The 24,965-nt window shown below is 45.5% G+C and carries 42 protein-coding genes; all 42 read left to right on the forward strand.

Annotation, left to right across the window (positions count from 1 at the left end; genetic code table 11):
- Positions 1-157 precede the first annotated feature (157 nt).
- The gene (locus tag AB3N00_RS30040) at positions 158-406 is read left to right on the forward strand and encodes a ribosomal L7Ae/L30e/S12e/Gadd45 family protein (protein WP_175394098.1); all 249 of its coding nucleotides are present in this window, start codon (positions 158-160) and stop codon (positions 404-406) included.
- Positions 407-560: 154 nt separating this feature from the next.
- On the forward strand, positions 561-983 hold the full coding sequence (rpsL, locus tag AB3N00_RS30045) for a 30S ribosomal protein S12 (protein WP_017692070.1): 423 nt from the start codon (positions 561-563) through the stop codon (positions 981-983).
- An 88-nt stretch (positions 984-1,071) separates the two neighbouring features.
- On the forward strand, positions 1,072-1,542 hold the full coding sequence (rpsG, locus tag AB3N00_RS30050; RefSeq protein WP_056697679.1) for a 30S ribosomal protein S7: 471 nt from the start codon (positions 1,072-1,074) through the stop codon (positions 1,540-1,542).
- Positions 1,543-1,589: 47 nt separating this feature from the next.
- Entirely contained in the window at positions 1,590-3,668 is a 2,079-nt protein-coding gene (fusA, locus tag AB3N00_RS30055; protein WP_413037740.1) for an elongation factor G, read from the forward strand.
- A 97-nt stretch (positions 3,669-3,765) separates the two neighbouring features.
- Positions 3,766-4,956, forward strand: a complete 1,191-nt coding sequence (tuf, locus tag AB3N00_RS30060) for an elongation factor Tu (RefSeq protein WP_175394096.1) — start codon at positions 3,766-3,768, stop codon at positions 4,954-4,956.
- A gap of 437 nt (positions 4,957-5,393) precedes the next feature.
- On the forward strand, positions 5,394-5,702 hold the full coding sequence (gene rpsJ / locus AB3N00_RS30065) for a 30S ribosomal protein S10 (RefSeq protein ID WP_017692074.1): 309 nt from the start codon (positions 5,394-5,396) through the stop codon (positions 5,700-5,702).
- A gap of 44 nt (positions 5,703-5,746) precedes the next feature.
- The gene (gene rplC / locus AB3N00_RS30070) at positions 5,747-6,370 is read left to right on the forward strand and encodes a 50S ribosomal protein L3 (protein ID WP_175394095.1); all 624 of its coding nucleotides are present in this window, start codon (positions 5,747-5,749) and stop codon (positions 6,368-6,370) included.
- A gap of 25 nt (positions 6,371-6,395) precedes the next feature.
- Complete coding sequence (gene rplD / locus AB3N00_RS30075) at positions 6,396-7,019, forward strand: 50S ribosomal protein L4 (RefSeq protein ID WP_095293419.1); 624 nt, start codon at positions 6,396-6,398, stop codon at positions 7,017-7,019.
- On the forward strand, positions 7,019-7,309 hold the full coding sequence (gene rplW / locus AB3N00_RS30080; protein WP_024633586.1) for a 50S ribosomal protein L23: 291 nt from the start codon (positions 7,019-7,021) through the stop codon (positions 7,307-7,309). The genes rplD and rplW overlap by 1 nt, the downstream gene beginning before the upstream one ends.
- 31 nt (positions 7,310-7,340) lie before the next feature.
- Positions 7,341-8,171, forward strand: coding sequence for a 50S ribosomal protein L2 (gene rplB, locus AB3N00_RS30085; protein WP_175394094.1), 831 nt, complete (start codon positions 7,341-7,343; stop codon positions 8,169-8,171).
- A gap of 71 nt (positions 8,172-8,242) precedes the next feature.
- Complete coding sequence (gene rpsS / locus AB3N00_RS30090; protein WP_413037741.1) at positions 8,243-8,521, forward strand: 30S ribosomal protein S19; 279 nt, start codon at positions 8,243-8,245, stop codon at positions 8,519-8,521.
- A 35-nt stretch (positions 8,522-8,556) separates the two neighbouring features.
- Entirely contained in the window at positions 8,557-8,889 is a 333-nt protein-coding gene (gene rplV, locus AB3N00_RS30095; protein ID WP_095293416.1) for a 50S ribosomal protein L22, read from the forward strand.
- 15 nt (positions 8,890-8,904) lie between these two features.
- Positions 8,905-9,570 (forward strand): 30S ribosomal protein S3, encoded by a 666-nt coding sequence (rpsC, locus tag AB3N00_RS30100; protein WP_090924673.1) that lies wholly within the window; start codon positions 8,905-8,907, stop codon positions 9,568-9,570.
- 2 nt (positions 9,571-9,572) lie between these two features.
- Complete coding sequence (gene rplP / locus AB3N00_RS30105; RefSeq protein ID WP_076292170.1) at positions 9,573-10,007, forward strand: 50S ribosomal protein L16; 435 nt, start codon at positions 9,573-9,575, stop codon at positions 10,005-10,007.
- Positions 9,997-10,194, forward strand: coding sequence for a 50S ribosomal protein L29 (rpmC, locus tag AB3N00_RS30110; protein ID WP_017692083.1), 198 nt, complete (start codon positions 9,997-9,999; stop codon positions 10,192-10,194). Before rplP ends, rpmC begins: the two co-directional genes overlap by 11 nt.
- Before the next feature lie 48 nt (positions 10,195-10,242).
- Positions 10,243-10,509: a 30S ribosomal protein S17 gene (gene rpsQ, locus AB3N00_RS30115; protein WP_175394093.1), complete on the forward strand. Its 267-nt coding sequence runs from the start codon at positions 10,243-10,245 to the stop codon at positions 10,507-10,509.
- A 35-nt stretch (positions 10,510-10,544) separates the two neighbouring features.
- Positions 10,545-10,913: a 50S ribosomal protein L14 gene (gene rplN / locus AB3N00_RS30120; RefSeq protein WP_090905289.1), complete on the forward strand. Its 369-nt coding sequence runs from the start codon at positions 10,545-10,547 to the stop codon at positions 10,911-10,913.
- Between the two features lie 46 nt (positions 10,914-10,959).
- On the forward strand, positions 10,960-11,313 hold the full coding sequence (gene rplX / locus AB3N00_RS30125; protein ID WP_024633578.1) for a 50S ribosomal protein L24: 354 nt from the start codon (positions 10,960-10,962) through the stop codon (positions 11,311-11,313).
- A gap of 32 nt (positions 11,314-11,345) precedes the next feature.
- Positions 11,346-11,888 carry a 50S ribosomal protein L5 gene (gene rplE / locus AB3N00_RS30130; protein ID WP_111271027.1) on the forward strand — a complete coding sequence of 181 codons (543 nt, stop codon included), beginning with the start codon at positions 11,346-11,348 and terminating at the stop codon, positions 11,886-11,888.
- Positions 11,889-11,961: 73 nt separating this feature from the next.
- The gene (locus AB3N00_RS30135) at positions 11,962-12,147 is read left to right on the forward strand and encodes a type Z 30S ribosomal protein S14 (protein ID WP_013312154.1); all 186 of its coding nucleotides are present in this window, start codon (positions 11,962-11,964) and stop codon (positions 12,145-12,147) included.
- Positions 12,148-12,179: 32 nt separating this feature from the next.
- Positions 12,180-12,578, forward strand: a complete 399-nt coding sequence (gene rpsH, locus AB3N00_RS30140) for a 30S ribosomal protein S8 (RefSeq protein WP_095293413.1) — start codon at positions 12,180-12,182, stop codon at positions 12,576-12,578.
- Positions 12,579-12,608: 30 nt separating this feature from the next.
- Positions 12,609-13,151 (forward strand): 50S ribosomal protein L6, encoded by a 543-nt coding sequence (rplF, locus tag AB3N00_RS30145; protein ID WP_017692089.1) that lies wholly within the window; start codon positions 12,609-12,611, stop codon positions 13,149-13,151.
- 117 nt (positions 13,152-13,268) lie between these two features.
- Entirely contained in the window at positions 13,269-13,637 is a 369-nt protein-coding gene (rplR, locus tag AB3N00_RS30150) for a 50S ribosomal protein L18 (RefSeq protein WP_175394091.1), read from the forward strand.
- 27 nt (positions 13,638-13,664) lie between these two features.
- Positions 13,665-14,162: a 30S ribosomal protein S5 gene (gene rpsE / locus AB3N00_RS30155; protein WP_017692091.1), complete on the forward strand. Its 498-nt coding sequence runs from the start codon at positions 13,665-13,667 to the stop codon at positions 14,160-14,162.
- A 12-nt stretch (positions 14,163-14,174) separates the two neighbouring features.
- Complete coding sequence (gene rpmD / locus AB3N00_RS30160) at positions 14,175-14,360, forward strand: 50S ribosomal protein L30 (protein WP_017692092.1); 186 nt, start codon at positions 14,175-14,177, stop codon at positions 14,358-14,360.
- A gap of 43 nt (positions 14,361-14,403) precedes the next feature.
- Positions 14,404-14,844 (forward strand): 50S ribosomal protein L15, encoded by a 441-nt coding sequence (gene rplO, locus AB3N00_RS30165; RefSeq protein WP_095293411.1) that lies wholly within the window; start codon positions 14,404-14,406, stop codon positions 14,842-14,844.
- On the forward strand, positions 14,844-16,142 hold the full coding sequence (gene secY, locus AB3N00_RS30170) for a preprotein translocase subunit SecY (protein ID WP_095293410.1): 1,299 nt from the start codon (positions 14,844-14,846) through the stop codon (positions 16,140-16,142). Before rplO ends, secY begins: the two co-directional genes overlap by 1 nt.
- 90 nt (positions 16,143-16,232) lie before the next feature.
- A complete protein-coding gene (locus tag AB3N00_RS30175; RefSeq protein WP_413037742.1) occupies positions 16,233-16,877 on the forward strand; it encodes an adenylate kinase in 645 nt (214 codons plus the stop codon).
- Between the two features lie 4 nt (positions 16,878-16,881).
- Positions 16,882-17,634, forward strand: a complete 753-nt coding sequence (gene map, locus AB3N00_RS30180) for a type I methionyl aminopeptidase (protein ID WP_175394089.1) — start codon at positions 16,882-16,884, stop codon at positions 17,632-17,634.
- A 10-nt stretch (positions 17,635-17,644) separates the two neighbouring features.
- Positions 17,645-17,953, forward strand: a complete 309-nt coding sequence (locus AB3N00_RS30185; RefSeq protein ID WP_095293407.1) for a KOW domain-containing RNA-binding protein — start codon at positions 17,645-17,647, stop codon at positions 17,951-17,953.
- A gap of 3 nt (positions 17,954-17,956) precedes the next feature.
- Positions 17,957-18,172: a translation initiation factor IF-1 gene (infA, locus tag AB3N00_RS30190; RefSeq protein WP_017692098.1), complete on the forward strand. Its 216-nt coding sequence runs from the start codon at positions 17,957-17,959 to the stop codon at positions 18,170-18,172.
- Positions 18,173-18,322: 150 nt separating this feature from the next.
- Positions 18,323-18,436 (forward strand): 50S ribosomal protein L36, encoded by a 114-nt coding sequence (rpmJ, locus tag AB3N00_RS30195; protein WP_003333770.1) that lies wholly within the window; start codon positions 18,323-18,325, stop codon positions 18,434-18,436.
- 20 nt (positions 18,437-18,456) lie between these two features.
- Positions 18,457-18,825, forward strand: coding sequence for a 30S ribosomal protein S13 (gene rpsM, locus AB3N00_RS30200; protein ID WP_095293406.1), 369 nt, complete (start codon positions 18,457-18,459; stop codon positions 18,823-18,825).
- A gap of 19 nt (positions 18,826-18,844) precedes the next feature.
- Positions 18,845-19,240, forward strand: a complete 396-nt coding sequence (rpsK, locus tag AB3N00_RS30205; RefSeq protein WP_017692100.1) for a 30S ribosomal protein S11 — start codon at positions 18,845-18,847, stop codon at positions 19,238-19,240.
- 136 nt (positions 19,241-19,376) lie between these two features.
- Positions 19,377-20,321 carry a DNA-directed RNA polymerase subunit alpha gene (locus tag AB3N00_RS30210; RefSeq protein WP_024633566.1) on the forward strand — a complete coding sequence of 315 codons (945 nt, stop codon included), beginning with the start codon at positions 19,377-19,379 and terminating at the stop codon, positions 20,319-20,321.
- Between the two features lie 34 nt (positions 20,322-20,355).
- Complete coding sequence (gene rplQ, locus AB3N00_RS30215; RefSeq protein ID WP_017692102.1) at positions 20,356-20,721, forward strand: 50S ribosomal protein L17; 366 nt, start codon at positions 20,356-20,358, stop codon at positions 20,719-20,721.
- Positions 20,722-20,878: 157 nt separating this feature from the next.
- Positions 20,879-21,652 carry a tRNA pseudouridine(38-40) synthase TruA gene (truA, locus tag AB3N00_RS30220; RefSeq protein ID WP_413037753.1) on the forward strand — a complete coding sequence of 258 codons (774 nt, stop codon included), beginning with the start codon at positions 20,879-20,881 and terminating at the stop codon, positions 21,650-21,652.
- 205 nt (positions 21,653-21,857) lie between these two features.
- Positions 21,858-22,295 (forward strand): 50S ribosomal protein L13, encoded by a 438-nt coding sequence (gene rplM / locus AB3N00_RS30225; RefSeq protein WP_175394088.1) that lies wholly within the window; start codon positions 21,858-21,860, stop codon positions 22,293-22,295.
- Between the two features lie 19 nt (positions 22,296-22,314).
- Entirely contained in the window at positions 22,315-22,707 is a 393-nt protein-coding gene (gene rpsI / locus AB3N00_RS30230) for a 30S ribosomal protein S9 (RefSeq protein WP_056697740.1), read from the forward strand.
- 611 nt (positions 22,708-23,318) lie between these two features.
- Entirely contained in the window at positions 23,319-24,011 is a 693-nt protein-coding gene (locus tag AB3N00_RS30235) for a phosphoadenylyl-sulfate reductase (RefSeq protein ID WP_413037743.1), read from the forward strand.
- Positions 24,012-24,213: 202 nt separating this feature from the next.
- Positions 24,214-24,603 (forward strand): hypothetical protein, encoded by a 390-nt coding sequence (locus AB3N00_RS30240; RefSeq protein ID WP_413037754.1) that lies wholly within the window; start codon positions 24,214-24,216, stop codon positions 24,601-24,603.
- Positions 24,604-24,630: 27 nt separating this feature from the next.
- Positions 24,631-24,939, forward strand: a complete 309-nt coding sequence (locus AB3N00_RS30245) for a hypothetical protein (RefSeq protein WP_413037744.1) — start codon at positions 24,631-24,633, stop codon at positions 24,937-24,939.
- The last annotated feature ends 26 nt before the right edge of the window (positions 24,940-24,965 follow it).

Raw genomic sequence — 24,965 nt, forward strand, 5'->3', positions numbered from 1 at the left:
GAGCGGACGGTTGTATAATACAGACGGACGTTTCCTGATGTGCGAAATCTTTGAATAAATGTTTTGGGATTAGCATTGACATTGCTTGCGCTAGATGCTAATATATCAAAGGTGCGTGAGCAGCTGATTGTATATGTCCTATTCGGAGGAATGAACAATGTCTAATGAAAAAGGCCTGCAAGATGCTCATGTCAAAATAGGTACTAAACAGACCATGCGGATGGTCCAGTCAGGAATGGCTGCTGAGGTCTATGTGGCTGAAGATAGTGATCCGCAGCTCACTTCCAAAATCATTGCTTTGTGTGAACAACACAACGTAAAGTACACGAGAGTGGACACAATGAAAAATCTCGGCAAAGCTTGCGGGATTGGAGTGGGAGCAGCAATGGCTGCTGTCGCAAAATGATAGGGTAAGGAACGTTTTTGTCCGAGAACTTTTTAGTGATTCTCCAAGGCAAAAACTTTTCATTTGTCTTTTTATGAACCGCCTGGGTCTGTGGACTTAGCGAAAAGAGGTTTATAAAGAAACATGAACAATTGAGGAAGGGGGTGGCAATCACATGCCAACTATTAACCAACTGGTACGCAAAGGACGTCAAGCTAAAGTTGAAAAGTCCAAATCACCAGCATTGCAAAAAGGGTTTAACGCTTTGAAACGTGAATCAACTAACATCAGTGCCCCACAAAAACGTGGTGTCTGCACTCGTGTAGGTACAATGACTCCACGTAAACCGAACTCTGCACTTCGTAAGTATGCCCGTGTTCGTTTGACGAACCGTCTCGAGGTAACTGCTTATATCCCGGGCATCGGACATAACCTTCAAGAGCACAGTGTTGTTTTGATTCGCGGAGGTAAAGTTAAGGACCTTGCAGGGGTTCGTTATCACATCGTTCGTGGTGCACTTGATACTGCAGGCGTGAACAACCGTATGCAAGCTCGTTCTAAATACGGTGCTAAACGTCCTAAAGCTAAAAAAGCCTAACACATTATAAGAAGCAATCCTAAATATCTTTCTGGGTTAAGGCCCAGAGGATAAGGATCGGCTTAACAAGAAAGAAAGGGGGATATCCATGCCACGCAAAGGTCCAGTTACGAAAAGAGACGTGTTGCCAGATCCGGTATACAACAGCAAGTTGGTTACTCGTTTGATCAACCGCATCATGCTCGACGGAAAACGCGGTGTTGCTCAAAGCATTCTGTATAATGCGTTCAAGTTGATCCAAGAACGCACGGGTAATGACCCGATGGAAGTATTTGAGACAGCAATCAAGAATATCATGCCAGTCCTGGAAGTTAAAGCTCGCCGTGTCGGCGGTGCCAACTACCAAGTACCAATCGAGGTAAAACCAGAGAGACGTACTGCTTTGGGTTTACGTTGGCTCGTGAACTACTCCCGCAACCGCGGTGAGAAAACAATGGAAGAGCGTTTGGCGGCTGAGATCATCGATGCTTCCAACAACACAGGCGCTTCCGTTAAAAAACGTGAAGACACGCACAAAATGGCTGAGGCGAACAAAGCGTTTGCTCACTACCGTTGGTAGGATTCAGTTCACAATAATAACTTCAATTTTGAAGGGAGACCCATTTCATGGCTAGAGAGTTCTCCTTGAAAAATACACGTAATATCGGGATCATGGCTCATATTGATGCGGGTAAAACCACGACAACTGAGCGGATCTTGTTCTACACAGGCCGTACGCACAAAATCGGTGAAGTTCACGAAGGCGCTGCGACAATGGACTGGATGGAACAGGAACAGGAGCGCGGAATTACGATTACTTCCGCTGCGACTACCGCTGCTTGGAAGGGCCACCGCGTTAATATCATTGATACCCCGGGACACGTTGACTTCACTGTTGAAGTTGAACGTTCCCTTCGTGTATTGGACGGAGCAGTTGGTGTATTCAGTGCGAAAGAAGGCGTTGAGCCTCAGTCCGAAACCGTATGGAGACAGGCTGACAAGTACGGCGTACCTCGTATCGCTTACGTAAATAAAATGGATATCATCGGTGCTGACTTCCTGAACGTTGTTTCCGACATGCGTGATCGCCTTCAAGCGAACGCAGTTGCGATCCAACTTCCGATCGGCGCTGAAAATGATTTCAAAGGTATCATTGATATCGTTGCACAAAAGGCTCATATGTACAAAGATGACCTTGGTCAAGATATTGAAGAAACCGAAATTCCTGCGGAATTTGCAGATCAAGTTGAAGAACTCCGCAACGAATTGGTTGAGCGGGTTGCAGAACTTGACGAAGAATTGACTATGAAATACCTGGAAGGCGAAGAGATCACAGTTGATGAGATCAAAGCCGCTCTCCGTAAAGGTGTTGTTGAAGTTAAGATCTTCCCAGTTATCTGTGGATCCTCTTACCGTAACAAAGGTGTTCAACTGATGTTGGATGCTGTTATCGACTACTTGCCAGCTCCTGTTGACGTTCCAGCAATCAAGGGTCTCCTTGAAGATGGAACAGAAGCAGTTCGCAAGTCTTCCGATGAAGAGCCATTCTCCGCATTGGCCTTCAAAATCATGACTGACCCTTACGTTGGTAAATTGACATTCTTCCGCGTATACTCCGGTGTTCTTCAATCCGGTTCTTACGTATTGAATGCAACTAAAAACAAACGTGAGCGTATCGGTCGTATCCTTCAAATGCATGCGAACAGCCGTCAAGAAATCACTGAAGTTTACTCCGGTGACATTGCAGCTGCAGTTGGTTTGAAAGATACAGGTACAGGTGATACACTATGTGATGAGAAACACCCGGTTATCCTGGAATCAATGAACTTCCCTGATCCGGTTATCGAAATCGCTGTTGAACCTAAAACCAAAGCTGACCAAGATAAAATGGGCGTTGCTCTCGGTAAGTTGACTGAAGAGGATCCAACTCTTCGTGCTCACACTGACGAAGAAACAGGCCAAACAATCTTGGCAGGTATGGGTGAGCTTCACCTTGATATCATCATCGACCGTATGCGTCGTGAATTCAAGGTTGAAACTACTGTGGGTAAACCACAAGTAGCTTACCGCGAAACATTCCGTGCACCAGCGCGTGTTGAAGGTAAATTCGTTCGTCAATCCGGTGGTCGTGGACAATACGGTCACGTATGGGTTGAGTTCGAACCACTCGAGCCAGGTACAGGCAGCCAGTTCGAAAGTAAGGTTGTCGGTGGATCTGTTCCGAGAGAATACATTCAACCTGCACTGTCAGGAATTGAAGAACAAATGAAAAACGGCGTTATCGCAGGCTTCCCGCTTGTTGACGTTAAGGCTACTATCGTAGACGGATCTTACCATGATGTCGATTCCAACGAAATGGCATTTAAAATTGCCGGATCCATGGCGCTGAAAGCAGCGAAAGACAAATGTAGTCCGGTTTTGCTTGAGCCAATCATGAAAGTAGAAGTAACCGTTCCAGAAGAGTACATGGGTGACGTTATGGGTATGCTTAACTCCCGACGTGGCCGCATCGAAGGTATGGATTCCCGTAGTGGAGCTCAAATCATTCGTGCTAAGGTACCTTTGTCTGAAATGTTCGGATACTCTACAACTCTTCGTTCCGGTACTCAAGGTCGCGGCGTATTCTCCATGGAGCTTTCTCACTATGAAGAAGTTCCTAAGAGCATCGCTGAAGAGATCGTTGCCAAAACAAAAGGCACCGAGTAGTTTTCTCACACTGGACGAAAGTGCATAGGATTAATGTTCTGAGCCTTATCGTCCAGTGAAAACATAAAATTTAACATTTTAAGGAGGCCACGTTCAAATGGCAAAGGCTAAATACGAACGTAATAAACCACACGTTAACATTGGTACTATCGGTCACGTCGACCATGGTAAAACAACTCTGACTGCTGCAATCACAACTGTATTGTCCAAAACTTACGGTGGTGCAGCAATCGCATTTGATCAAATCGACAAAGCTCCAGAAGAGCGCGAACGCGGTATCACAATCTCCACAGCTCACGTTGAGTACGAAACTGACGCTCGTCACTACGCTCACGTAGACTGCCCAGGTCACGCCGACTATGTTAAAAACATGATCACTGGTGCGGCACAAATGGACGGAGCTATCCTGGTAGTATCCGCAGCTGACGGCCCAATGCCACAAACTCGTGAGCACATCTTGCTCTCCCGTCAAGTAGGCGTACCTTACATCGTTGTATTCTTGAACAAATGCGACATGGTTGAAGACGAAGAGTTGTTGGAATTGGTTGAAATGGAAGTTCGCGACCTGCTCAACGAATATGAGTTCCCAGGTGACGATACTCCAATCACTCGTGGATCCGCTCGTGAAGCTCTGCAAAACCCTGATGGTGAGTGGGCTCAAAAAATCGTTGAGATGTTCAAAGAGATCGATACTTACATCCCAACTCCAGAGCGCGACACTGACAAACCATTCTTGATGCCAGTTGAGGATGTATTCTCCATCACTGGTCGTGGTACAGTTGCTACAGGTCGTGTAGAGCGTGGTACTGTTAAAGTCGGTGAAGAAATCGAAATCGTGGGTATCCACGAAGAAACTAAAAAATCCGTAGTTACGGGCGTTGAAATGTTCCGTAAATTGCTGGATTCCGCTCAAGCGGGTGACAACATCGGCGCATTGCTGCGTGGTGTTGATCGTAACAACATCGAGCGTGGACAAGTATTGTCCAAACCAGGTTCTGTTAAGCCACACACAGAATTCACAGCTCAAGTATACGTTCTGACTAAAGAAGAGGGTGGACGTCACAAACCTTTCTTCACAGGATACCGTCCACAATTCTATTTCCGTACAACTGACGTAACAGGTATCATCAACCTGCCAGAAGGTACTGAAATGGTAATGCCAGGCGACAACATCACAGTAACTGTACAACTGATCAATCCAATCGCGATTGAAGAAGGTACACGTTTCGCGATTCGCGAAGGTGGACGTACAGTTGGTGCCGGTGCAGTAGCATCCATCCAAAAATAATTCAGCTTACTGCTGAATAAGCATATGCAACAGTGTACTGTAACGAGTAACATTGTATTGTAACGAAGCTTCGGAAGAGTTCTTTATCCGACATCGGATAAAGAACTCTTTTATTATGTATAAAGGATTCGGAACCTGCGTCATAACGAAGAAGGACATTCAAATATATAAAAGAGATCGGTTAAGGCAGCTTGCATAGCTAAGATAACAGCACATTAAACAACCTCGATTCTATTGAAAAGATTAGTTTAAATGTTTTTCTTAAATATGCTTGCAATACGCCCATTTTTTCTATATAATAATGAATGTTGTTCTGAGACGTTGCGATGATGTGAGAGGTTACTGGCACACCCGGCCCCTTTGCCATGGGAGGGATGTTGGAAAATTTTCACGGAGTATGTCCGATAATAAATTGGGCGATAGAAGGAGGGACTAAAATGGCAAAGCAAAAAATTCGTATTCGTTTGAAAGCTTACGACCACAGAATTCTTGATCAATCCGCGGAGAAAATTGTTGAAACAGCAAAACGTTCGGGTGCAGGTGTATCCGGTCCGATTCCGCTTCCAACTGAAAAACAAATCATTACTATTCTTCGTGCGGTACACAAGTACAAGGATTCTCGGGAACAGTTCGAGCAACGCACACATAAGCGTTTGATCGACATCGTTAACCCGACTCCACAAACTGTGGATGCCTTGATGCGCTTGGATCTGCCGTCCGGTGTAGATATCGAAATCAAACTGTAATATAAAGCAACAAAGACCATGTATAAAGGAAAAGAGGTGTCAACATGAAAGGTATCTTAGGAAAAAAACTTGGAATGACTCAAGTGTTTACCCCTGAAGGTAACGTAGTTCCAGTAACGGTTATCGAAGCAGGACCTTGTGTTGTTTTGCAAAAGAAAGATATTGAGAACGATGGCTATGAAGCAGTTCAAATCGGTTATTCCGATAAGAAAGAGAAAAATGCCAATAAGCCAGAAGCAGGACACGCTAAAAAAGCGAATACTGCCCCTAAGCGCTACGTTCGTGAACTTCGCGGCATCAACATCGCGGAATATGAAGTTGGCCAAGAATTGAAAGCTGACATTTTCGCAGAAGGCGAATTCGTTGACGTAACGGGTATTTCTAAAGGTAAAGGTTTTGCCGGCGTAATCAAACGTTGGGGACAAAGCACTGGACCTATGTCTCACGGTTCTCGTTATCACCGTGGCCCGGGTTCGATGGGTTCGATCCAAGCTAACCGCGTTCCTAAAGGCAAACACTTGCCAGGACACATGGGGCATGAGACTGTTACTATCCAACGTCTTGAAGTTGTTAAAGTAGACGCTGAGCGTAACGTGTTGCTCGTGAAGGGTTCCATTCCTGGACCGAAAAACAGTCTTGTAAAAGTTAAAGAAACGGTGAAAAAATAACCACTGAAGAAAGGAGGAACACAAAATGCCAAAAGTATCAGTTTACAATGTAGATGGTAGCCAAGTGGGCGAAGTTGAACTGAACGATGCAGTATTCGGAGTTGAGCCGAACACATCCGTTCTTTACGATGCAGTGCTTATGCAACGCGCTTCCCTTCGTCAAGGTACCCACAAAGTAAAAGGACGTTCTGAAGTACGTGGCGGTGGACGTAAGCCTTGGAAACAAAAAGGTACAGGTCGTGCTCGTCAAGGTTCGATTCGTTCTCCACAATGGAAAGGCGGCGGTATCGTATTTGGTCCGACACCACGGAGCTATGCGTACAAACTGCCTAAGAAAGTTCGCCGTCTGGCGATCAAATCAGCTCTTTCATCCAAAGTGCTCGACAACGACATTATCGTTTTGGACGCTCTCTCACTGAGCACGCCTAAAACTAAAGAGTTTGCAGCCATCTTGAACAACTTGAAAGTTGGACGCAAAGCTTTGATCGTAGCTCCTAGCTATGATGATAATGTGGCTCTTTCCGCACGGAATATTCCTGGCGTGAAATTCGTAGCAGCTGACGGCATTAATGTTCTTGACGTGCTTGCGCACGACAAACTGATCATTACGAAAGAAGCAGTTCAGAAGGTAGAGGAGGTGCTCGCGTAATGAAGGATCCTCGTGATATTGTTAAACGTCCGATTATTACGGAACGTACTGCTGACATGATGAATGACTTGAAATATGTATTTGAAGTCGATATCCGTGCAAACAAAACCGAGATCAAAAAAGCCGTGGAAGCTATTTTCAACGTAAAAGTGAAAAACGTGAACACTCTTCGTGTTCCAGCTAAGCCAAAACGGTACGGTCGTTATTCCGGATATACTAGCGAATGGAAAAAAGCGTTTGTAACACTGACACAAGACAGCAAAACGCTTGAGTTCTTTGAAACTGTATAATTGAAATTGTTGAAGTAAGGAGGGAAACCCAGTGCCAATCAAAAAGTATAAACCGACATCCCCGGCAAGACGGAACATGTCCGTATCTACATTTGAGGAAATCACCACAGATCAGCCGGAGAAATCGTTGTTGGCCCCACTGAGCAAAAAAGCAGGCCGCAACAACCAAGGTAAAATTACAGTTCGTCACCACGGTGGTGGACACAAACGTAAATACCGTATCATCGACTTCAAACGTACTAAAGATGGAATACCGGGCCGCGTTGCTACGATCGAGTATGACCCGAACCGTACATCAAACATCGCCCTGATCCACTATGCTGATGGTGAGAAACGTTACATCATCGCTCCAAAAGGATTGAAAGTTGGAGATCAAATCTTCTCCGGTCCTGGATCTGACATCAAAATCGGTAACGCACTGCCACTCGAAAACATTCCAGTAGGTACCGTTATCCACAACATCGAGTTGAAACCAGGTAAAGGCGGACAATTGGTTCGTGCTGCTGGTACAGAAGCTCAATTGCTTGGTAAAGAAGATAAATACGTTTCCGTTCGTCTCTCTTCCGGAGAAGTTCGTCGTATTCTGAAAGTTTGCCGCGCAACAATCGGATCTGTTGGTAACCAAGACCACGAGCTCATCAAAATCGGTAAAGCCGGTCGTAGCCGTTGGTTGGGACAACGTCCAGAAGTTCGTGGTGTAGTAATGAACCCTAACGATCACCCTCACGGTGGTGGTGAAGGTCGTGCTCCAATCGGACGTAAATCGCCAATGTCACCTTGGGGTAAACCTACTCTTGGTTACAAAACGCGTAAGAAAAATAAAGCTTCTGATAAATACATCATTCGCCGCCGCACGAAGTAATACACACTGTGCATAACTTCGTGAGGCATCTGCGGATGCACAATAGCTACGTTTGAAGGGAGGATCTCCACATGAGTCGCAGTTTGAAAAAAGGGCCATTCATTGATGGCTACATGCTGAAAAAGGTAGAAGAGATGGACGCTTCCGGTAAAAAGAACGTTATTAAAACCTGGTCCCGTCGCTCTACAATTTTCCCGCAATTCATCGGACACACATTTGGCGTATATGACGGTCGTAAACACGTACCAGTATACGTGACTGAGGACATGGTCGGACACAAACTGGGTGAGTTCGCTCCAACCCGTACGTACAAAGGCCATACTGATGATGACAAGAAAACAAGAAGATAAATGATCATCTTTAATGTTTGAGAGGAGGTTACACAATGGAAGCAAAAGCACATGCTAAGTTTATCCGGATTGCTCCTCGTAAAGTTCAACTCGTTGTTGACTTGATTCGCGGCAAGCAAGTTGGTGAGGCGGTTGCCATTCTCCGTCACACTCCGAAATCCGCTTCTCCAATTGTTGAGAAGTTGCTTAACTCCGCTATTGCGAATGCGGAACATAACTATTCTATGGATGTTAATAACTTGGTCATCTCGCAAGCTTACGTGAACCAAGGACCGACAATGAAACGTTTCCGCCCTCGTGCAATGGGACGTGCAAGTCGTATTAACAAACGTACTAGCCACATCACTTTGGTGGTATCTGAAAAGTAGAAGGAGGGAAAACGTGTGGGCCAAAAGGTAAATCCGGTCGGACTCCGTGTCGGAGTAATCCGTGACTGGGAATCTAAATGGTATGCAGGCAAAGACTTCGGTGATCTTTTGATGGAAGACGTGAAAATTCGTGAATTCCTGAAAAATAAATTGAAAGACTCCGCTATGTCTCGTGTTGAAATCGAGAGAGCGGCTAACCGCGTGAACGTAACGATTCACACAGCGAAACCAGGTATGGTAATCGGTAAAGGTGGATCTGAAGTTGAGAATCTTCGTAATCAAATTACGAAAATTGCTGGCGGTAAAAAAGTACACATCAACATCTCTGAAATTAAGAATCAAGACCTGGACGCAATCCTGGTAGCAGAAAGCATTGCACAACAACTGGAACGTCGCGTTTCTTTCCGTCGTGCTCTGAAACAAGCTATTCAAAGAACTATGCGCTCTGGTGCAAAAGGTATTAAAACTCAAGTGGGCGGACGTCTTGGCGGAGCTGAGATCGCACGTTCGGAAGGCTACAGCGAAGGAACTGTTCCACTGCACACGCTTCGTGCCGACATCGACTACGGTACAGCAGAGGCTCATACAACTTACGGCCGTATCGGCGTAAAAGTATGGATCTATCGTGGAGAGGTTCTTCCTACGGCTAAGAAACAAGCTGCTAAGGAAGGAGGCAACTAATCATGTTGGTACCAAAACGTGTAAAACACCGTAAGCAACAACGCGGACATATGAAAGGCCAAGCAAAAGGCGGAACTACGCTGAACTTTGGCGAATACGGTCTGCAAGCTACGGAACCGGCTTGGATTACGAACCGTCAGATCGAAGCGGCTCGTATTGCGATGACTCGTTACATCAAACGTGGTGGTAAAGTCTGGATCAAAATTTTCCCTGACAAACCAATCACTCAAAAGCCTCTCGAGGTTCGGATGGGTAGCGGTAAAGGTAACGTAGAAAAATGGGTTGCAGTTGTGAAACCAGGTAAGATCATGTTTGAACTTGCTGGTGTACCGGAGGATATCGCACGCGAAGCGATGCGTCTTGCCGCTCACAAACTGCCAATCAAAACGAAGTTTGTGAAACGTGAAGAATTGGGTGGTGAAGCAAATGAAAGCTAGTGAATTTCGCAACCTAACCTCTGCTGAAATCGAGCAAAAGATTGCCGGATTTAAAGAAGAACTCTTTAACCTCCGCTTTCAACTCGCTACCGGTCAGCTGGATAACCCGACTCGAATCCGTGATGTGCGGAAAGAAATAGCTCGTGCTAAAACCATTATCCGTGAAAGAGAACTGGGAATCGGTTAATTAGGGATCGGATGTACAGTCCGTCCGTAATCAGGAAGGAGGCCAACAATGAGCGAAGAACGTAACGCACGTAAAGTGCAAATCGGTAAAGTGGTCAGCGATAAAATGGACAAAACGATCGTTGTTGCTGTAGAAACCTACAAAAAACACGAATTGTACCATAAACGTATCAAAGTCACTAAAAAATTCAAAGCGCATGACGAAGAAAACACTGCGAAAATCGGTGACACGGTGAAAATCATGGAGACTCGTCCGCTTTCGAAAGATAAACGCTGGAGACTTGCAGAAATCGTTGAAAAAGCGGTTATCATCTAATGCATCAGCAGCATAGCTGAAAGGAGGAATACTAAATGATTCAACCATTTACACGTTTGGCTGTAGCCGACAACTCCGGTGCGAAGGAACTGATGTGTATCCGCGTACTCGGCGGTACGGGACGTCGTACAGCACAAATCGGTGATCTGATCGTTTGTTCTGTAAAACAAGCAACACCAGGCGGCGTTGTCAAAAAAGGTGATGTAGTTAGAGCGGTTGTCGTTCGTACGAAACGTTCTGTACGTCGTAAAGACGGTTCCTACATCGGTTTTGATGAAAATGCAGCAGTTGTTGTAAAAGACGACAGAAGCCCACGTGGAACACGTATTTTCGGACCTGTTGCTCGTGAACTTCGCGAGAAAGACTTCATGAAAATCGTTTCCTTGGCCCCAGAAGTTATCTAAAGCGTAAAGCTTAATCTCGTGATGTTAGAAACAGGAGGTGTACGAAATGCCAAGAGTGAAAAAAGTTCTGGAATCCCATAACAACAAACTTCACGTTAAAAAAGAAGATACGGTTATGGTGATCAGCGGTAAAGACAAAGGTAAAAAAGGCCGTGTCATCGCTGCTTATCCTCGTGAGAACCGCGTCCTTGTGGAAGGTGTTAACATGATCAAAAAACACCAGAAGCCTAACCAGCAAAATCCGCAAGGCGGCATTATCGAGAAGGAAGCTCCGATTCACGTTTCCAACGTAATGCACATCGATCCAAAGAGCGGAAAAGTGACCCGTGTAGGTTACAAAGTGTTGGATAACGGAAAGAAAGTGCGCGTTGCTAAACGTTCCGGAGAAATTATCGACTAATTGAACCGAATGAGAAAGGAGGGCTATGATTCATGGCATCAAGAATGAAAGAACGTTACCTGCAAGAAATCGCTCCTGCTTTGATGCAGAAGTTTAACTATACAACGGTAATGCAAGTGCCGAAAATCGAGAAAATCGTTATCAACATGGGTGTGGGCGACGCTGTCCAAAACTCCAAAGTGTTGGATTCCGCAGTAAACGATTTGCAACTGATCGCAGGTCAAAAACCTGTAATCACTCGTGCTAAAAAATCTATCGCAGGTTTCAAACTGCGTGAGAACATGCCTATCGGTGTGAAAGTTACATTGCGCGGCGAGCGTATGTACTACTTCCTCGATAAACTGTTCAACGTTACATTGCCTCGTGTCCGCGACTTCCGTGGTGTATCGAGCAAAGCGTTCGATGGACGTGGTAACTATACACTGGGTCTGAAAGAACAACTGATCTTCCCAGAGATCGAGTACGATAAAGTAGACAAAGTCCGCGGTATGGATATTGTTATTGTAACAACGGCGAAAACAGACGAAGAGTCCCGTGAATTGCTCACGCAACTGGGAATGCCTTTCGTAAAATAAGTTGGCATAACGTTTCCGGGTGTCTGGAAGGACTCCCTTTTCTCCGAAATTATTTAGGAGGTGTCAGGCTAAAGTGGCAAAAACTTCGATGAAAGTTAAACAACAACGCACACCAAAGTTTAAAGTACGTGCTTATACACGCTGTGAGCGTTGCGGACGTCCACATTCGGTACTGCAGAAGTTCAAAATTTGCAGAATTTGCTTCCGTGAATTAGCTTATAAAGGCCAGATTCCTGGCGTGAAAAAAGCAAGCTGGTAAAAAGTCCTGAACGGGAAGGAGGTTAACTCACAATGACTATGTCTGATCCAATTGCAGATATGCTTACTCGTATTCGTAATGCGAACACAGTTCGTCACGAAACAGTAGAAATGCCTGCTTCGACAATGAAAAAACAAATCGCCGATATCCTGAAGCGTGAAGGTTTCATCCGTGACGCTGAAGTTATCGATGATAACAAACAAGGGATTATCCGTGTTTTCCTGAAATACGGTCAAAATAACGAGCGCGTTATCACTGGTCTGAAAAGAATCAGTAAACCTGGTCTTCGTGTTTACACGAAAAGCAACGAAGTACCTCGTGTACTTGGCGGCCTGGGTATCGCGATCATCTCGACATCCAAAGGTGTTATGACGGACAAAGAAGCTCGTCAATCGAAATCCGGCGGAGAAGTCGTTTGCTACGTTTGGTAATATAACGTCACAAGATAGGAGGTGCAACATATGTCTCGTATTGGTCGCAAACCAATTACAGTACCAAGTGGTGTGGACATCACACTGGACAACACCGTTATTACGGTAAAAGGACCAAAAGGAACTCTGACTCGTGAACTTCATAAAGACATGAAGGTTACAGTTGAGAACAACGAAATTACAGTTGTGCGTCCTTCCGATAACAAAACTCATCGTTCTTTGCACGGCACAACGCGCAGCGTTGTAAACAACATGGTGAGTGGTGTTACTGAAGGATTCGCAAAATCTCTGGAGCTGGTTGGGGTCGGATATCGTGCAAGCAAATCCGGAGATAAAATCGTTCTGAACGTTGGGTACTCTCACCCGGTTGAAATTACACCGGAAGCGGGAATCGAATTCGAAGTTCCTTCGAATACAAAAATCATCGTTCGCGGGATCGACAAAGAGCGCGTAGGTGCTTACGCTGCTAAAATCCGTTCCGTTCGTGAACCTGAACCGTACAAAGGTAAAGGTATTAAATATGAAGGCGAGCGTATCATCCGTAAGGAAGGTAAAGCCGGTAAGAAGAAATAAGATTTCTCTTACTGCCTTTGCGCGGCTTTCGGCTTGCTTGCTTCGTGTGTTTCTAATATACCCCGTGGCTTCCGGTTTGAAGCCAGCGAGGTAACCTGAAAGGAGTGAATCCCTGAGATGATTACGAAACCAGATAAAAACAAGGCTCGTCTGAAAAGACACCTTCGTGTTCGTAAGAAAATCCAAGGAACGGCAGCACGTCCTCGTTTGAACGTATTCCGTTCTGGTAAACATATGTATGCTCAAATTATCGATGATGTAGCTGGTGTAACAATCGCTTCCGCGTCTACCGTAGACAAAGAATTGAGCAGCGACATCAAAAATGGTGCATCTGTTGAATCAGCTCGTAAAGTCGGCGAACTCGTTGCTAAACGTGCGAAAGACAAAGGTGTTTCCAACATCGTATTTGACCGTAGCGGATATCTGTACCATGGTCGTATCGCAGCATTGGCTGAAGCGGCTCGTGAAGCAGGACTTGAGTTTTAAGATATTTTTCAAAAGGAGGTTAACGACTTGCGTGTAGATCCGAATACTTTGGAACTGACTGAAAGAGTTGTAAATATTAATCGCGTAGCTAAAGTAGTAAAAGGCGGACGCCGTTTCAGCTTTAGCGCACTGGTTGTAGTCGGCGACGGCAACGGCTGGGTTGGAGCTGGTATCGGTAAAGCGGGCGAAGTACCTGATGCAATTCGCAAAGGTATTGAAGACGCTAAGAAAAACCTTGTACACGTTCCACTCGTAGGAACATCGATTCCTCACTTGGTAACAGGTAAGTTCGGCGCAGGACGCGTTCTGTTGAAACCAGCATCTGAAGGTACTGGTGTTATCGCTGGTGGTCCTGTACGTGCGGTTCTCGAACTTGCTGGTGTAGGTGACATTTTGACAAAATCTCTGGGTTCTTCGAATTCCATGAACATGGTCAATGCGACTTTGGAAGGTTTGTCCCGTTTGAAGCGTGCTGAAGACGTGGCTAAACTGCGCGGAAAATCCGTCGAAGAGCTTCTGGGTTAAGGAGGGAATCTCATGGCTAAATTAGAAATTACCCTCGTCCGCAGCTTGATCGGACGTCCGGAGACGCAAAGAACAACTGTGAAAACATTGGGCTTGCGCAAAATCAACAGCAAAGTGGTTCAAAACGATAATCCTGCTATTCGTGGTATGATTAACAAAGTAAGTCACTTGGTTGCTGTTAAAGAAGTAGAAGCTTAATATCGGGATAATCCCACAAATCTTTAAGGAGGTGCAACGAACGATGAAGTTACATGAGCTTTCCCCAGCTCCTGGATCCCGCAAAGAACGCAAACGTCTTGGTCGCGGTCCAAGTAGTGGTACGGGTAAAACATCAGGTCGCGGTCACAAAGGACAAAACGCTCGTTCCGGCGGTGGTGTGCGTCCGGGCTTCGAAGGTGGACAAAATCCATTGTATCGTCGCTTGCCAAAACGCGGTTTCGTAAACCCAACTCGCAAAGAATATGCGGTTGTGAATATTGAAGACCTGAACAGTTTTGCTGCGGGTACTGAAGTAACTCCAGAATTCTTGATGACGAATGGCGTAGTTAAAAACGCTAAATCCGGAATCAAAATCCTGGGTAACGGTGAAGTCACTGTGAAGCTGACTGTTAAAGCTAACAAGTTTTCTCAATCTGCGGTGGAGAAAATTGAAGCTGCCGGCGGTACAACCGAGGTGATTTAATGTTCAAGACCCTAAAGAATATCTGGCGGGTTGAGGATCTGCGCAAAAGGGTATTATTTACCCTTTTTGTACTGATCATTTACCGCATCGGATCCTTCGTTCCAGTACCTGGAGTTAACAAAGAGGTTTTCGAAGCGACAAATTCTGCGGGTAAAGAAGTTTTTGGACTTCTCAATACGTTCTCGGGTGGAGCACTGTTCCAGTTCTCGATCTTTGCACTCGGGATCGTACCTTACATCACTGCGTCTATCATAGTACAGTTGCTTTCCATGGACGTTATCCCTAAGTTAGCGGAATGGGCAAAGCAAGGTGAACAAGGTAAGAAAAAATCAGCACAGCTTACTCGTTATTTGACGATTGGGCTGGCATTGATTCAAGCGTTTGGTACGTCGATCGGATTCAACCGCTTGTACAATACAGAGATGGTGCCTAACGCCACTTTTGCTGATTATATCTTGATTGCGATTGTACTTACGGCCGGTACTTCATTCCTGATGTGGCTTGGTGAGCAGATCACCGAGAAGGGCATAGGAAACGGGATCTCGATCTTGATCTTCGCAGGTATCCTATCAACGGTGCCTAACATTATCAAACAAACAATCGAGTCCGACTTCATCCAACCTGATCAGTTGTTCATGAACATCCTTAAAGGGGTAATCGTCGCAATTGTTATTGTGCTGATTATCATCGGTGTCATTTACATTCAGCAGGCGATTCGGAAAATTCCTGTACAGTACGCTAAACGTGTTGTAGGTAACAAAATGTACGGTGGACAGAATACACATATCCCGCTGAAGATTAACGCAGCAGGTGTTATCCCTGTCATCTTTGCTTCATCTCTGTTGATGTTCCCAACGATTATCGCCAACTTCTGGGCTGATCGTTTATGGGCACAGTGGATCGGACAAAATCTGACTACTCACAAACCTTTGGGTATGTTATTGTATGTTGTGATGATCTTCGGTTTCACTTTCTTCTATACTTTTGTACAGATGAATCCACAGCAGATGGCTGATAATATGAAAAAGAACGGCGGTTACATCCCAGGCATTCGCCCGGGTAAAGCAACCGAGAAATATCTGACCCGTGTCATGACTCGTTTGACAATGGCCGGAGCCATCTTCTTGGCAGTCATTTCCGTTCTGCCTGTATTCTTAGGGGCACTTTCTGGTTTGCCTCAATCCGCGCAAATTGGAGGAACATCTCTCCTGATCGTTATCGGTGTTGCGCTGGATACCATGAAGCAAATCGAAAGCCAATTGATCAAACGCCACTACAAAGGTTTTATCAATAAATAGGCAATAGGTACCGGTCAAGCTAAGATTTACTTGCCGGCACCTATTGTGCTGTTTGTTGATGTAGGGTAGTCTTGGAGGGAGTGACATAACGTGAACATCCTATTCATGGGCCCTCCGGGGGCAGGAAAAGGAACGCAAGCAGACGTCATCGTGAAAGAGTTCGGTATTCCCCACATTTCAACAGGCGATGCATTTCGTCTCGCGATTAAGCAGGGAACTCCCATTGGCCTGAAAGCCAAGGAATATATGGATCAAGGATTGCTTGTACCAGATGATGTAACCATTGGCATCGTTGAAGAACGATTGCAGCAGCCTGACTGCAGAGAAGGTTTCCTCTTGGATGGTTTTCCGAGAACCCTGTCTCAAGCTGAAGCGCTCGATGGCATTCTGGACCGACTGAACTCAGGTCTCGATCATGTAATCAACCTGAAAGTGGACCGCGACAAATTGCTAGCCCGTCTAACGGGTCGTCGCATTTGCAAAAACTGTGGCGCCACTTATCATGTCGTATTCAATCCGCCTAAGCAGGAAGGTATTTGTGATAAATGCGGCGGCGAGTTGTACCAACGTTCGGATGATAACGAAGAGAGCGTAGGCACCCGTCTCGACGAATATATCAACAAAACAGCACCACTCCTCACGTTTTATGAGAACAAAGGTCTTCTTCGTCAAATGGACGGAGAACAGGATATTGATCAAGTCTCTCAAGAGATCGTGTCCTTACTGCGAGGTTAATTGAATGATCATTGGTAAGTCCGAAACGGAACTGGGCTTGATGAGGGAAGCAGGGAGAATTGTTGCGGAAACGCATCGTCTCTTGGCAGAGCATATCGCTCCCGGTATTACGACTGGAGAACTTGACCATATGGCCGATCAATACATCCGCAGTCAAGGAGCTGTGCCGTCTTTCAAAGGTTATAACGGTTTTCCTGCCAGTGTGTGCGCTTCAGTAAATGAAGAGTTGGTGCATGGATTTCCCGGCAAACGCAAGTTGAACGAGGGCGATATTGTTACGTTTGACATTGGCGCGCAGTACCAGGGGTATCATGGAGATTCTGCCTGGACTTATCCGGTCGGCCGTATTTCCGAAGAAGCCCGTCGTCTTCTGGACGTTACCGAGGCTTCGTTATACGCAGGTCTGGCGCTGGTTAAACCGGACGTTCGCTTGTTTACTATATCTCATGCGATTCAGAAATATATTGAGGATGCCGGTTTTTCTGTAGTTCGTGAATATGTCGGTCACGGCATAGGCGCGGATCTGCACGAAGAACCACAAATTCCGAACTATGGTCTTCCTGATCGGGGACCACGGCTTAAAGCGGGCATGGTGCTGGCCATAGAGCCGATGGTTAACGCAGGCAGACGGTATGTGAAAACGTTGGAAGATAACTGGACTGTCGTAACTGTTGACGGATCGTTATGTGCCCACTTTGAACACACCGTAGCAGTTACACCAGATGGCATGGAAATTTTCACAAAACTGAATGCGTAGGTGATGAGGCATGAACAATCAGTCTAATCCGCAGCTCGGTCAACTTGTGAAGATCCGTAAAGGCCGCAATGCGGACCAAGCCGCGGTAATTGTTGCTATAGCGGACAGTAGGTTCGTGTATATTGCGGATGGAGACAAACGAAAGTTTGATCAACCCAAGAAGAAGAATATTCTTCATCTGGAGCTCCAGCCGATGATCAGCAGCGAGGTCGTAAACAGTTTAAACGAGAGTGGTCGGGTGACAAACGGAAAGCTCCGCTATGCGGTTCATTCGTTTCTGGAATCCACCAACATTCAAGCTGAAGAGAAAGGAGACTGACTAATGGCCAAGGAAGATGTCATTGAAGTGGAAGGTACGGTTCTTGAACCGCTGCCGAATGCAACATTCAAGGTTGAGCTTGAGAACGGTCATCAAATTCTCGCTCACGTTTCCGGCAAGTTGCGGATGCACTTTATCCGTATCCTGACTGGTGACAAAGTAGTTGTTCAGTTATCGCCTTATGATTTGACAAAAGGACGTATAACTTACCGTAAATAGTAGTAGACAGTTGCAATGAACTGTGAAGCTTGAAGCGGGTTTTGCCCGGCAAAACTTGCGAAAGCTTCGAAGCCGGTTTTACAATGGTAAAACGAGGTCAATGCTTACGAAGAGAGTTTTGCTAAGCAGAACTTTGAGGAGGTAATTCACATGAAGGTAAGACCTTCGGTCAAACCGATTTGCGAAAAATGCAAAGTCATTCGCCGCAAAGGGAATGTTATGGTTATCTGTGAAAATCCGAAACACAAACAAAAACAAGGTTAATGAAGGGGGTGTAGCGTAAAATGGCACGTATAGCTGGTGTGGATTTGCCACGTGATAAGCGCGTTGAGATCGCCTTGACTTATATTTTCGGAATCGGTAAAACGACTTCCCAGAAAATTCTGAGCTCTACAGGCATCAATCCGGACACTCGTGTTCGCGATTTGACGGAAGATGAAGTCAGCAAATTGCGTGAAAGTATCGACAAAGAGGTCAAAGTAGAAGGTGACCTGCGTCGTGAAATCTCTTTGAATATTAAACGTTTGACGGAGATCGGTTGTTACCGTGGAGTTCGTCATCGTCGTGGTCTGCCTGTTCGTGGACAACGTACGAAAACGAATGCTCGTACTCGTAAAGGTCCTCGTCGTACAGTAGCGAACAAGAAGAAATAATAAGGGGGGATAAGAGAAAATGGCTAAACCGAAAAAAGTCGTACGTACTAAACGTCGTGACCGTAAAAATATTGAATCTGGCGTGGCGCATATCCGTTCCACTTTCAATAACACTATCGTTACCATTACGGATCCTCACGGAAATGCAATTTCGTGGGCAAGCTCCGGCGGCCTCGGATTCAGAGGTTCCCGTAAATCGACTCCGTTTGCTGCACAAATGGCTGCTGAGACTGCTGCCAAAGCTGCAATGGAACATGGGATGAAAGCCGTTGAGGTTATGGTTAAAGGACCAGGCGCAGGCCGTGAAGCAGCGATCCGCTCTTTGCAAGCTGCAGGTCTTGAAGTTAACCTGATCAAAGACGTAACTCCAGTCCCGCATAACGGATGCCGTCCTCCAAAACGTCGTCGTGTCTAATGAGATTTGCCCCTGCGTGTGGTATAAATCCAGCACAATCTGCTAATAATGGTTGTTTAGGCATACTACTACATGTTTTCGCAAGAGAAGGTAAATGTTTCATAGAGGACCGACGTTTTGAAGGAGGGGTATTGCAGTGATTGAAATCGAAAAGCCGAAAATTGAGACGGTAGACGTCAACGATGATGGCACCTATGGGAAATTCGTAGTAGAACCGCTGGAGCGCGGATACGGAACGACGCTTGGAAACTCGCTTCGCCGAATCTTGCTCTCGTCACTGCCGGGTGCGGCAGTGTCTTCGGTTCAAATCGATGGCGTTCTGCATGAATTTGCTACAGTTCCTGGCGTAATGGAAGATGTAACGGAGATCATTCTTAACCTGAAAGCTTTGTCGCTTAAGATTCATTCGGATGAGGAGAAAGTGCTCGAGATTGATGCTGAAGGCGAAGGAGCAATCACGGCTGGAGATATCCGTGCTGACTCTGATGTGGAAATCCTTAACCCGGATTTGCATATTGCTACGCTCGGACCAGGTTCGAGACTTCACATGCGTATTTTTGCCAATCGCGGTCGCGGCTACGTCCAGGCAGATCGGAATAAACGCGATGACCAGCCGATCGGCGTCATCCCAGTCGATTCCATCTTCACCCCGATCAGCCGCGTTAACTACGCTGTGGAAAATACGCGTGTCGGCCAAGTAACCAACTATGACAAGCTCACGTTGGAAGTTTGGACTGACGGAAGTATTCGTCCTGAAGAGGCTGTAAGCCTTGGCGCTAAAATTTTGACCGAGCATTTGATGCTCTTCGTGGGTCTTACAGACGAAGCGAAAGACGCTGAGATCATGGTCGAAAAAGAAGAAGACAAAAAAGAAAAAGTACTCGAAATGACGATCGAAGAGCTGGATCTCTCTGTTCGTTCCTACAACTGCCTCAAACGTGCCGGTATTAATACCGTGCAAGAGCTGACTACGAAAACGGAAGAAGACATGATGAAAGTCCGTAACCTCGGACGCAAGTCTTTGGAAGAAGTTCAAGAGAAGCTTGAGGAACTCGGTTTGGGACTCCGTACAGAAGAATAGACAGCCGAGTGCTTGAAGTGAAGGAGGGAAAACAATGGCATACCAAAAGTTGGGCCGTAACTCCAGCGCACGTAAAGCTTTGTTCCGTGACCTGGTAACCGACCTGTTCTTATACGAGCGCATTCAGACAACTGAAGCGAAAGCAAAAGAGGTTCGCTCTATTGCTGAAAAACTGATCACTAAAGCGAAAAAGGGAGATCTTCATGCCCGTCGCCAAGTGGCAGCTTATGTTCGCCGCGAAACTATCGATGGTGAGCAAGATGCAATCCAAAAACTGTTTAGCGAATTGTCCGGTCGTTACGCTGAGCGTCCAGGCGGATACACTCGTATCCTGAAACTGGGACCTCGTCGTGGTGACGCTGCGCCTATGGTTTACTTGGAACTGGTTGACCGCGCGTAAAACAGATGAGATGAGGAAAGGGGACAGAGTCGTTGATTCTGGGTTAACCCTTTTTTTCACTTCATTTCGGAATTCGTGCTGTAATAGAAGCTCCGGAAGGGGCTTCTTTTGCTGTTCGGGATAGGCATGTATAGTATGGAACAAAGGTGTGGTAATGATGCGCAACTTGTGCATGACGCTAACTTATGATGGCACTGCTTATTATGGCTTCCAGGTACAGCCGGGAGGGAATACCATTCAGGATCATCTTGAAGATGCCATTCGTGCATTAACAGGTGAGAAGGTAAAGATTACGGGGTCTGGTAGAACGGACGCGGGTGTTCATGCTCGTAGACAGATCTTCAATTTTACCACGGAATCTCAAATCCCGATTGAACGCTGGTGTATTGCACTTAACTCTAGACTACCCTCGGATATTGTTGTTATTGACGCCATGGAAGTGCCGCTCGATTTTCATTCTCGCTATGCAGCGAAAACGAAGACGTACCGCTATACTGTCAATGCAAATCAATTCCCGGATGTATTCAACAGAAGACTGCAATACCACCATCATGCCAGGTTGGACATAACTGCAATGCAGGAGGGGCTCCGTCATTTTATCGGTACGTATGATTTCACCTCCTTTGCTTCTCGCAAGTCTCAGAAAGATAATCATGTGCGTTCGGTATACGATGCATGGATAGATGTGGACCGTTCAATGTGCAGAGACCATCCGCGCGATCAAGGTGTCATTCATATTTATGTGAGCGGCAACGGATTTTTGCAGCATATGGTACGCATTATTGTAGGTACACTGCTGGAGATCGGAGAGGGTAAACGGAAAGCCTCTGATGTACCGAATATGATTGCTGCATGCAATCGTTCTGCTGCAGGACCAACTGCGGTTAGCAGCGGTTTAATGCTCTGGGATCTTGAATATAAAAAAGATTAAATTTGGTGAGTGAAAAGGTTAATTAACACTTGCGATTTAAGCTGCTATCATGTAATATAAAAGTTGTGTTTTCTTAATGGCTTTCCCACAGCCCCAATTAAGAGGTTCACATCGCAACAACTATCCATCAACACCTAAAGTTATCACTTAATGAACGAAGATAAATGAAAATGATGATTTTGAACATTTTAAGGAGGAACTTTTCATGCGTACCACGTACATGGCGAAGCCTAACGAAGTTGAGCGCCAATGGCACATCATTGATGCCGAAGGCAAAACGCTCGGACGTTTGGCAAGCGAAGCAGCTGCTTTGATCCGCGGCAAACATAAGCCACAATTCACTCCACATGTGGACACTGGCGATTTCGTAGTTATCATCAATGCGGAGAAAATCGTATTGACTGGTAAAAAAATGCAAGATAAAAAATACTACCGTCACTCGATGCACCCAGGTGGTTTGAAAGTAACTACTGCTGAAGAGATGGTTAAAAACAAACCGGAACGTATGTTGGAATTGGCTGTTCGCGGTATGCTTCCTAAAACTCGCATGGGCGAAAAAATGAAGCTGAGACTTAAAGCGTACAGAGGCACTGAGCATCCACATGCAGCACAAAAACCAGAAGTTTACGAACTTCGCGGTTAATTAAAAGGAGGACAGTTTCATGGCACAAGTACAATACTATGGGACAGGTCGTCGTAAACATTCGGTAGCTCGTGTTCGCCTTGTACCGGGTGAAGGACGCATTGTCATCAATAAACGTGATATTAATGAATACTTCGGTTTGGAAACACTCAAACTGATCGTAAAACAACCACTGACTTTGACAGAAACGCTCAGCAACTATGACGTTTTGGTTATCGCTCATGGTGGCGGAATCTCCGGTCAAGCCGGCGCAATCCGTCATGGTATCTCCCGTGCTCTGTTGAAAGCAGATCCGGAATACCGCGCTTCCCTGAAAAAAGCAGGATTCCTGACTCGTGACCCACGGATGAAAGAACGTAAAAAATACGGTCTCAAAGCCGCTCGTCGCGCTCCTCAGTTCTCCAAACGTTAAGATGTCTTACAAGCCTCTGGCCTTCAGCCAGAGGCTTTTTTGTTGTTTCTCGAGCTTCAGTGAATGAATCCACAGTCATCGCCTCGAACAAAAGGTATATATTTTTACTGTAGTTAGACGTTTTCCATTGGAGACAAGCTGAAGTTCTATATTTACTACATTACTCTTGTACATACACTCATCAGTATTTCTTATGGTTTCAATAAAAGTCGCCTACATGTGGCCAAGATAAACTCAGGTGGTTTTCATTAATGATTATCTTTTTTCTACCTCCGCTTTGGGCTAATCTGAAGCACTAACCATCACAGATTTTAGTACGCATTAAACCAAATAACCCAATAGGGACAAAGGATTTCACTCATAGAATGCCGAATAGGTCATTTAATACAACTTAGTTTGCTTTTATCCCCAGTGATCCATTCAAATGTATTTAACCAACATGTTTCATAAAATCCCTTGGGAACGAATTATTAAAATGGACAGTGATTTGATCGATTTTACCATATGGCAGGCATTGACATCCCTCATGAAAGATTTATACTATACGTAATTCATATTAGATTAGTCGGTATTATTGATTTTGGTAAAAGCAGAATGGGGGAAATTCAGAAATGAACTTGTTGGAAAAAGAAAATCTTGCTCGGGTGAAAGCAGAAGAATTGGAAAACGCAAGCCCTGAGGATATTATCCGTTATGCTGTTGAGACATTCCCAAATATCACTTTTGCATGCAGCTTCGGTGCAGAAGATGTGGTACTTGTAGATATGCTTCAAAAGATCAGTCCATCTACGGATATTTTTTATCTCGACACCGATTTTCATTTTAAGGAAACGTATGAGACGCGTGACGCCATGAAGGAGAAATACAATCTTGATTTCGTACGGGTCTCTCCCAAAATTACTCCTGAAGAACAGGCGGCTCAACATGGCGAGGAATTGTGGAAATCGGATCCGAACGCTTGCTGCAACATCCGCAAGGTAGAGCCACTAACTCGTATACTGTCTCAGTACGATGCATGGATTACCGGAATTCGGAGAGATCAAGCACCCACTCGTGCCAATGCAAAAAAGGTTGAGTATGACACCAAGTTTGGACTCATGAAATTTAACCCGATCGCGCATTGGACATCCGAAGATGTGTGGAATTATATCCGTGCCAATAACGTTGTATACAATCCACTGCACGATCAGAACTATCCAAGCATTGGTTGTGAATACTGCACACGTCAAGTTATGCCTGGAGAAGACCCACGCGCAGGACGCTGGGCCGGTAACGACAAAACGGAATGTGGTCTTCATAAATAATCAGTTCCAATAACGGAGTAATCATTAAACTTCTAATCATGGCTTTGTACTTTTTTTGTATGAACAATAAATTATGAAGAATTAGGAAGCTGACAAATTGACTTCGATTCTGCCTCATGGAGGTACGCTGGTGCAGCGTGTCGTACAAGGAGAAGAACGGGAACAATTATTGCGCGAAAGTGAGAAGTTATCTTAGTTACGTATCAACACCTGGGCAATTTCGGATCTGGATTTGATTGGAGTAGGTGCATTCTCACCCCTTATCGGTTTCTTGAATGAGGAAGACTACCTCTCGGTTGTCTCTCGTATGCGTCTTGCAGATGGAACGGTATGGAGTATACCCATTACCTTGGCTGTAGATGAGCAGCAAGCTGCTCCACTCAAAGTTGGAGAGACTGTAGTGCTGATTGGTGAAGAGGATGGTGTAACTTACGGTCTGCTTGATGTACAGAGTGTATACGCCGTGGATCAGGGGGAAGAGGCATGTCGTGTATTTAAAACAGACGACCCCGAGCATCCAGGGCGTGAAAAAACTATTGGAACGCCCTGCAACGTATGTAGGAGGACCAATTCAGGTTTTGAACCGTCCTAAACCGGCCAAGTTTGAACAGTTTTATTAGTGGGACGTGATCATGCAGGTGTGGGTGACTACTATGGAACATACGAAGCTCAGCAGATATTCTCCAACTTCACTGCGGAAGAGCTGGATATTACACCGTTATTCTTCGAACATAGTTTTTACTGCACTAAATGTGGCAACATGGCATCAAGCAAAACTTGCCCACATGGCAAAGAGCATCACATGACGTTGTCCGGTACAAAAGTGCGTGGTTTGCTTCGTGATGGAGAGTGCCCTCCACCAGAGTTCACGCGTCCTGAGGTAGCTGAAGTATTGATCGAAGGAATGGCTGAGCAAGTCCGCTCCTAACGGTATATTTGTCCACCTTGTCCCAT

This window comes from Paenibacillus xylanilyticus (assembly GCF_047246825.1).
Taxonomy (GTDB): Bacteria; Bacillota; Bacilli; order Paenibacillales; family Paenibacillaceae; genus Paenibacillus; species Paenibacillus xylanilyticus_B.

Bases quoted from the DNA above. Each gene is read 5' to 3' on its own strand.
- fusA (WP_413037740.1), top strand. From the start codon at position 1,590: ATGGCTAGAGAGTTCTCCTTGAAAAATACACGTAATATCGGGATCATG.
- AB3N00_RS30040 (WP_175394098.1), top strand. From the start codon at position 158: ATGTCTAATGAAAAAGGCCTGCAAGATGCTCATGTCAAAATAGGTACT.
- rplQ (WP_017692102.1), top strand. From the start codon at position 20,356: ATGGCATACCAAAAGTTGGGCCGTAACTCCAGCGCACGTAAAGCTTTG.
- rpsH (WP_095293413.1), top strand. From the start codon at position 12,180: ATGACTATGTCTGATCCAATTGCAGATATGCTTACTCGTATTCGTAAT.
- rpsJ (WP_017692074.1), top strand. From the start codon at position 5,394: ATGGCAAAGCAAAAAATTCGTATTCGTTTGAAAGCTTACGACCACAGA.
- rpsK (WP_017692100.1), top strand. From the start codon at position 18,845: ATGGCTAAACCGAAAAAAGTCGTACGTACTAAACGTCGTGACCGTAAA.
- infA (WP_017692098.1), top strand. From the start codon at position 17,957: ATGGCCAAGGAAGATGTCATTGAAGTGGAAGGTACGGTTCTTGAACCG.
- tuf (WP_175394096.1), top strand. From the start codon at position 3,766: ATGGCAAAGGCTAAATACGAACGTAATAAACCACACGTTAACATTGGT.
- rplV (WP_095293416.1), top strand. From the start codon at position 8,557: ATGGAAGCAAAAGCACATGCTAAGTTTATCCGGATTGCTCCTCGTAAA.
- map (WP_175394089.1), top strand. From the start codon at position 16,882: ATGATCATTGGTAAGTCCGAAACGGAACTGGGCTTGATGAGGGAAGCA.
- rpsM (WP_095293406.1), top strand. From the start codon at position 18,457: ATGGCACGTATAGCTGGTGTGGATTTGCCACGTGATAAGCGCGTTGAG.
- rpsS (WP_413037741.1), top strand. From the start codon at position 8,243: ATGAGTCGCAGTTTGAAAAAAGGGCCATTCATTGATGGCTACATGCTG.
- rplF (WP_017692089.1), top strand. From the start codon at position 12,609: ATGTCTCGTATTGGTCGCAAACCAATTACAGTACCAAGTGGTGTGGAC.
- rpmC (WP_017692083.1), top strand. From the start codon at position 9,997: ATGAAAGCTAGTGAATTTCGCAACCTAACCTCTGCTGAAATCGAGCAA.
- AB3N00_RS30185 (WP_095293407.1), top strand. From the start codon at position 17,645: ATGAACAATCAGTCTAATCCGCAGCTCGGTCAACTTGTGAAGATCCGT.
- truA (WP_413037753.1), top strand. From the start codon at position 20,879: ATGCGCAACTTGTGCATGACGCTAACTTATGATGGCACTGCTTATTAT.
- rpsI (WP_056697740.1), top strand. From the start codon at position 22,315: ATGGCACAAGTACAATACTATGGGACAGGTCGTCGTAAACATTCGGTA.
- rplW (WP_024633586.1), top strand. From the start codon at position 7,019: ATGAAGGATCCTCGTGATATTGTTAAACGTCCGATTATTACGGAACGT.
- AB3N00_RS30235 (WP_413037743.1), top strand. From the start codon at position 23,319: ATGAACTTGTTGGAAAAAGAAAATCTTGCTCGGGTGAAAGCAGAAGAA.
- rpmJ (WP_003333770.1), top strand. From the start codon at position 18,323: ATGAAGGTAAGACCTTCGGTCAAACCGATTTGCGAAAAATGCAAAGTC.
- rplE (WP_111271027.1), top strand. From the start codon at position 11,346: ATGGCATCAAGAATGAAAGAACGTTACCTGCAAGAAATCGCTCCTGCT.
- rplR (WP_175394091.1), top strand. From the start codon at position 13,269: ATGATTACGAAACCAGATAAAAACAAGGCTCGTCTGAAAAGACACCTT.
- rplD (WP_095293419.1), top strand. From the start codon at position 6,396: ATGCCAAAAGTATCAGTTTACAATGTAGATGGTAGCCAAGTGGGCGAA.
- rplO (WP_095293411.1), top strand. From the start codon at position 14,404: ATGAAGTTACATGAGCTTTCCCCAGCTCCTGGATCCCGCAAAGAACGC.
- secY (WP_095293410.1), top strand. From the start codon at position 14,844: ATGTTCAAGACCCTAAAGAATATCTGGCGGGTTGAGGATCTGCGCAAA.
- rplX (WP_024633578.1), top strand. From the start codon at position 10,960: ATGCCAAGAGTGAAAAAAGTTCTGGAATCCCATAACAACAAACTTCAC.
- rpsL (WP_017692070.1), top strand. From the start codon at position 561: ATGCCAACTATTAACCAACTGGTACGCAAAGGACGTCAAGCTAAAGTT.
- rplP (WP_076292170.1), top strand. From the start codon at position 9,573: ATGTTGGTACCAAAACGTGTAAAACACCGTAAGCAACAACGCGGACAT.
- rpmD (WP_017692092.1), top strand. From the start codon at position 14,175: ATGGCTAAATTAGAAATTACCCTCGTCCGCAGCTTGATCGGACGTCCG.
- rpsQ (WP_175394093.1), top strand. From the start codon at position 10,243: ATGAGCGAAGAACGTAACGCACGTAAAGTGCAAATCGGTAAAGTGGTC.
- rplC (WP_175394095.1), top strand. From the start codon at position 5,747: ATGAAAGGTATCTTAGGAAAAAAACTTGGAATGACTCAAGTGTTTACC.
- rpsG (WP_056697679.1), top strand. From the start codon at position 1,072: ATGCCACGCAAAGGTCCAGTTACGAAAAGAGACGTGTTGCCAGATCCG.
- rplN (WP_090905289.1), top strand. From the start codon at position 10,545: ATGATTCAACCATTTACACGTTTGGCTGTAGCCGACAACTCCGGTGCG.
- rplM (WP_175394088.1), top strand. From the start codon at position 21,858: ATGCGTACCACGTACATGGCGAAGCCTAACGAAGTTGAGCGCCAATGG.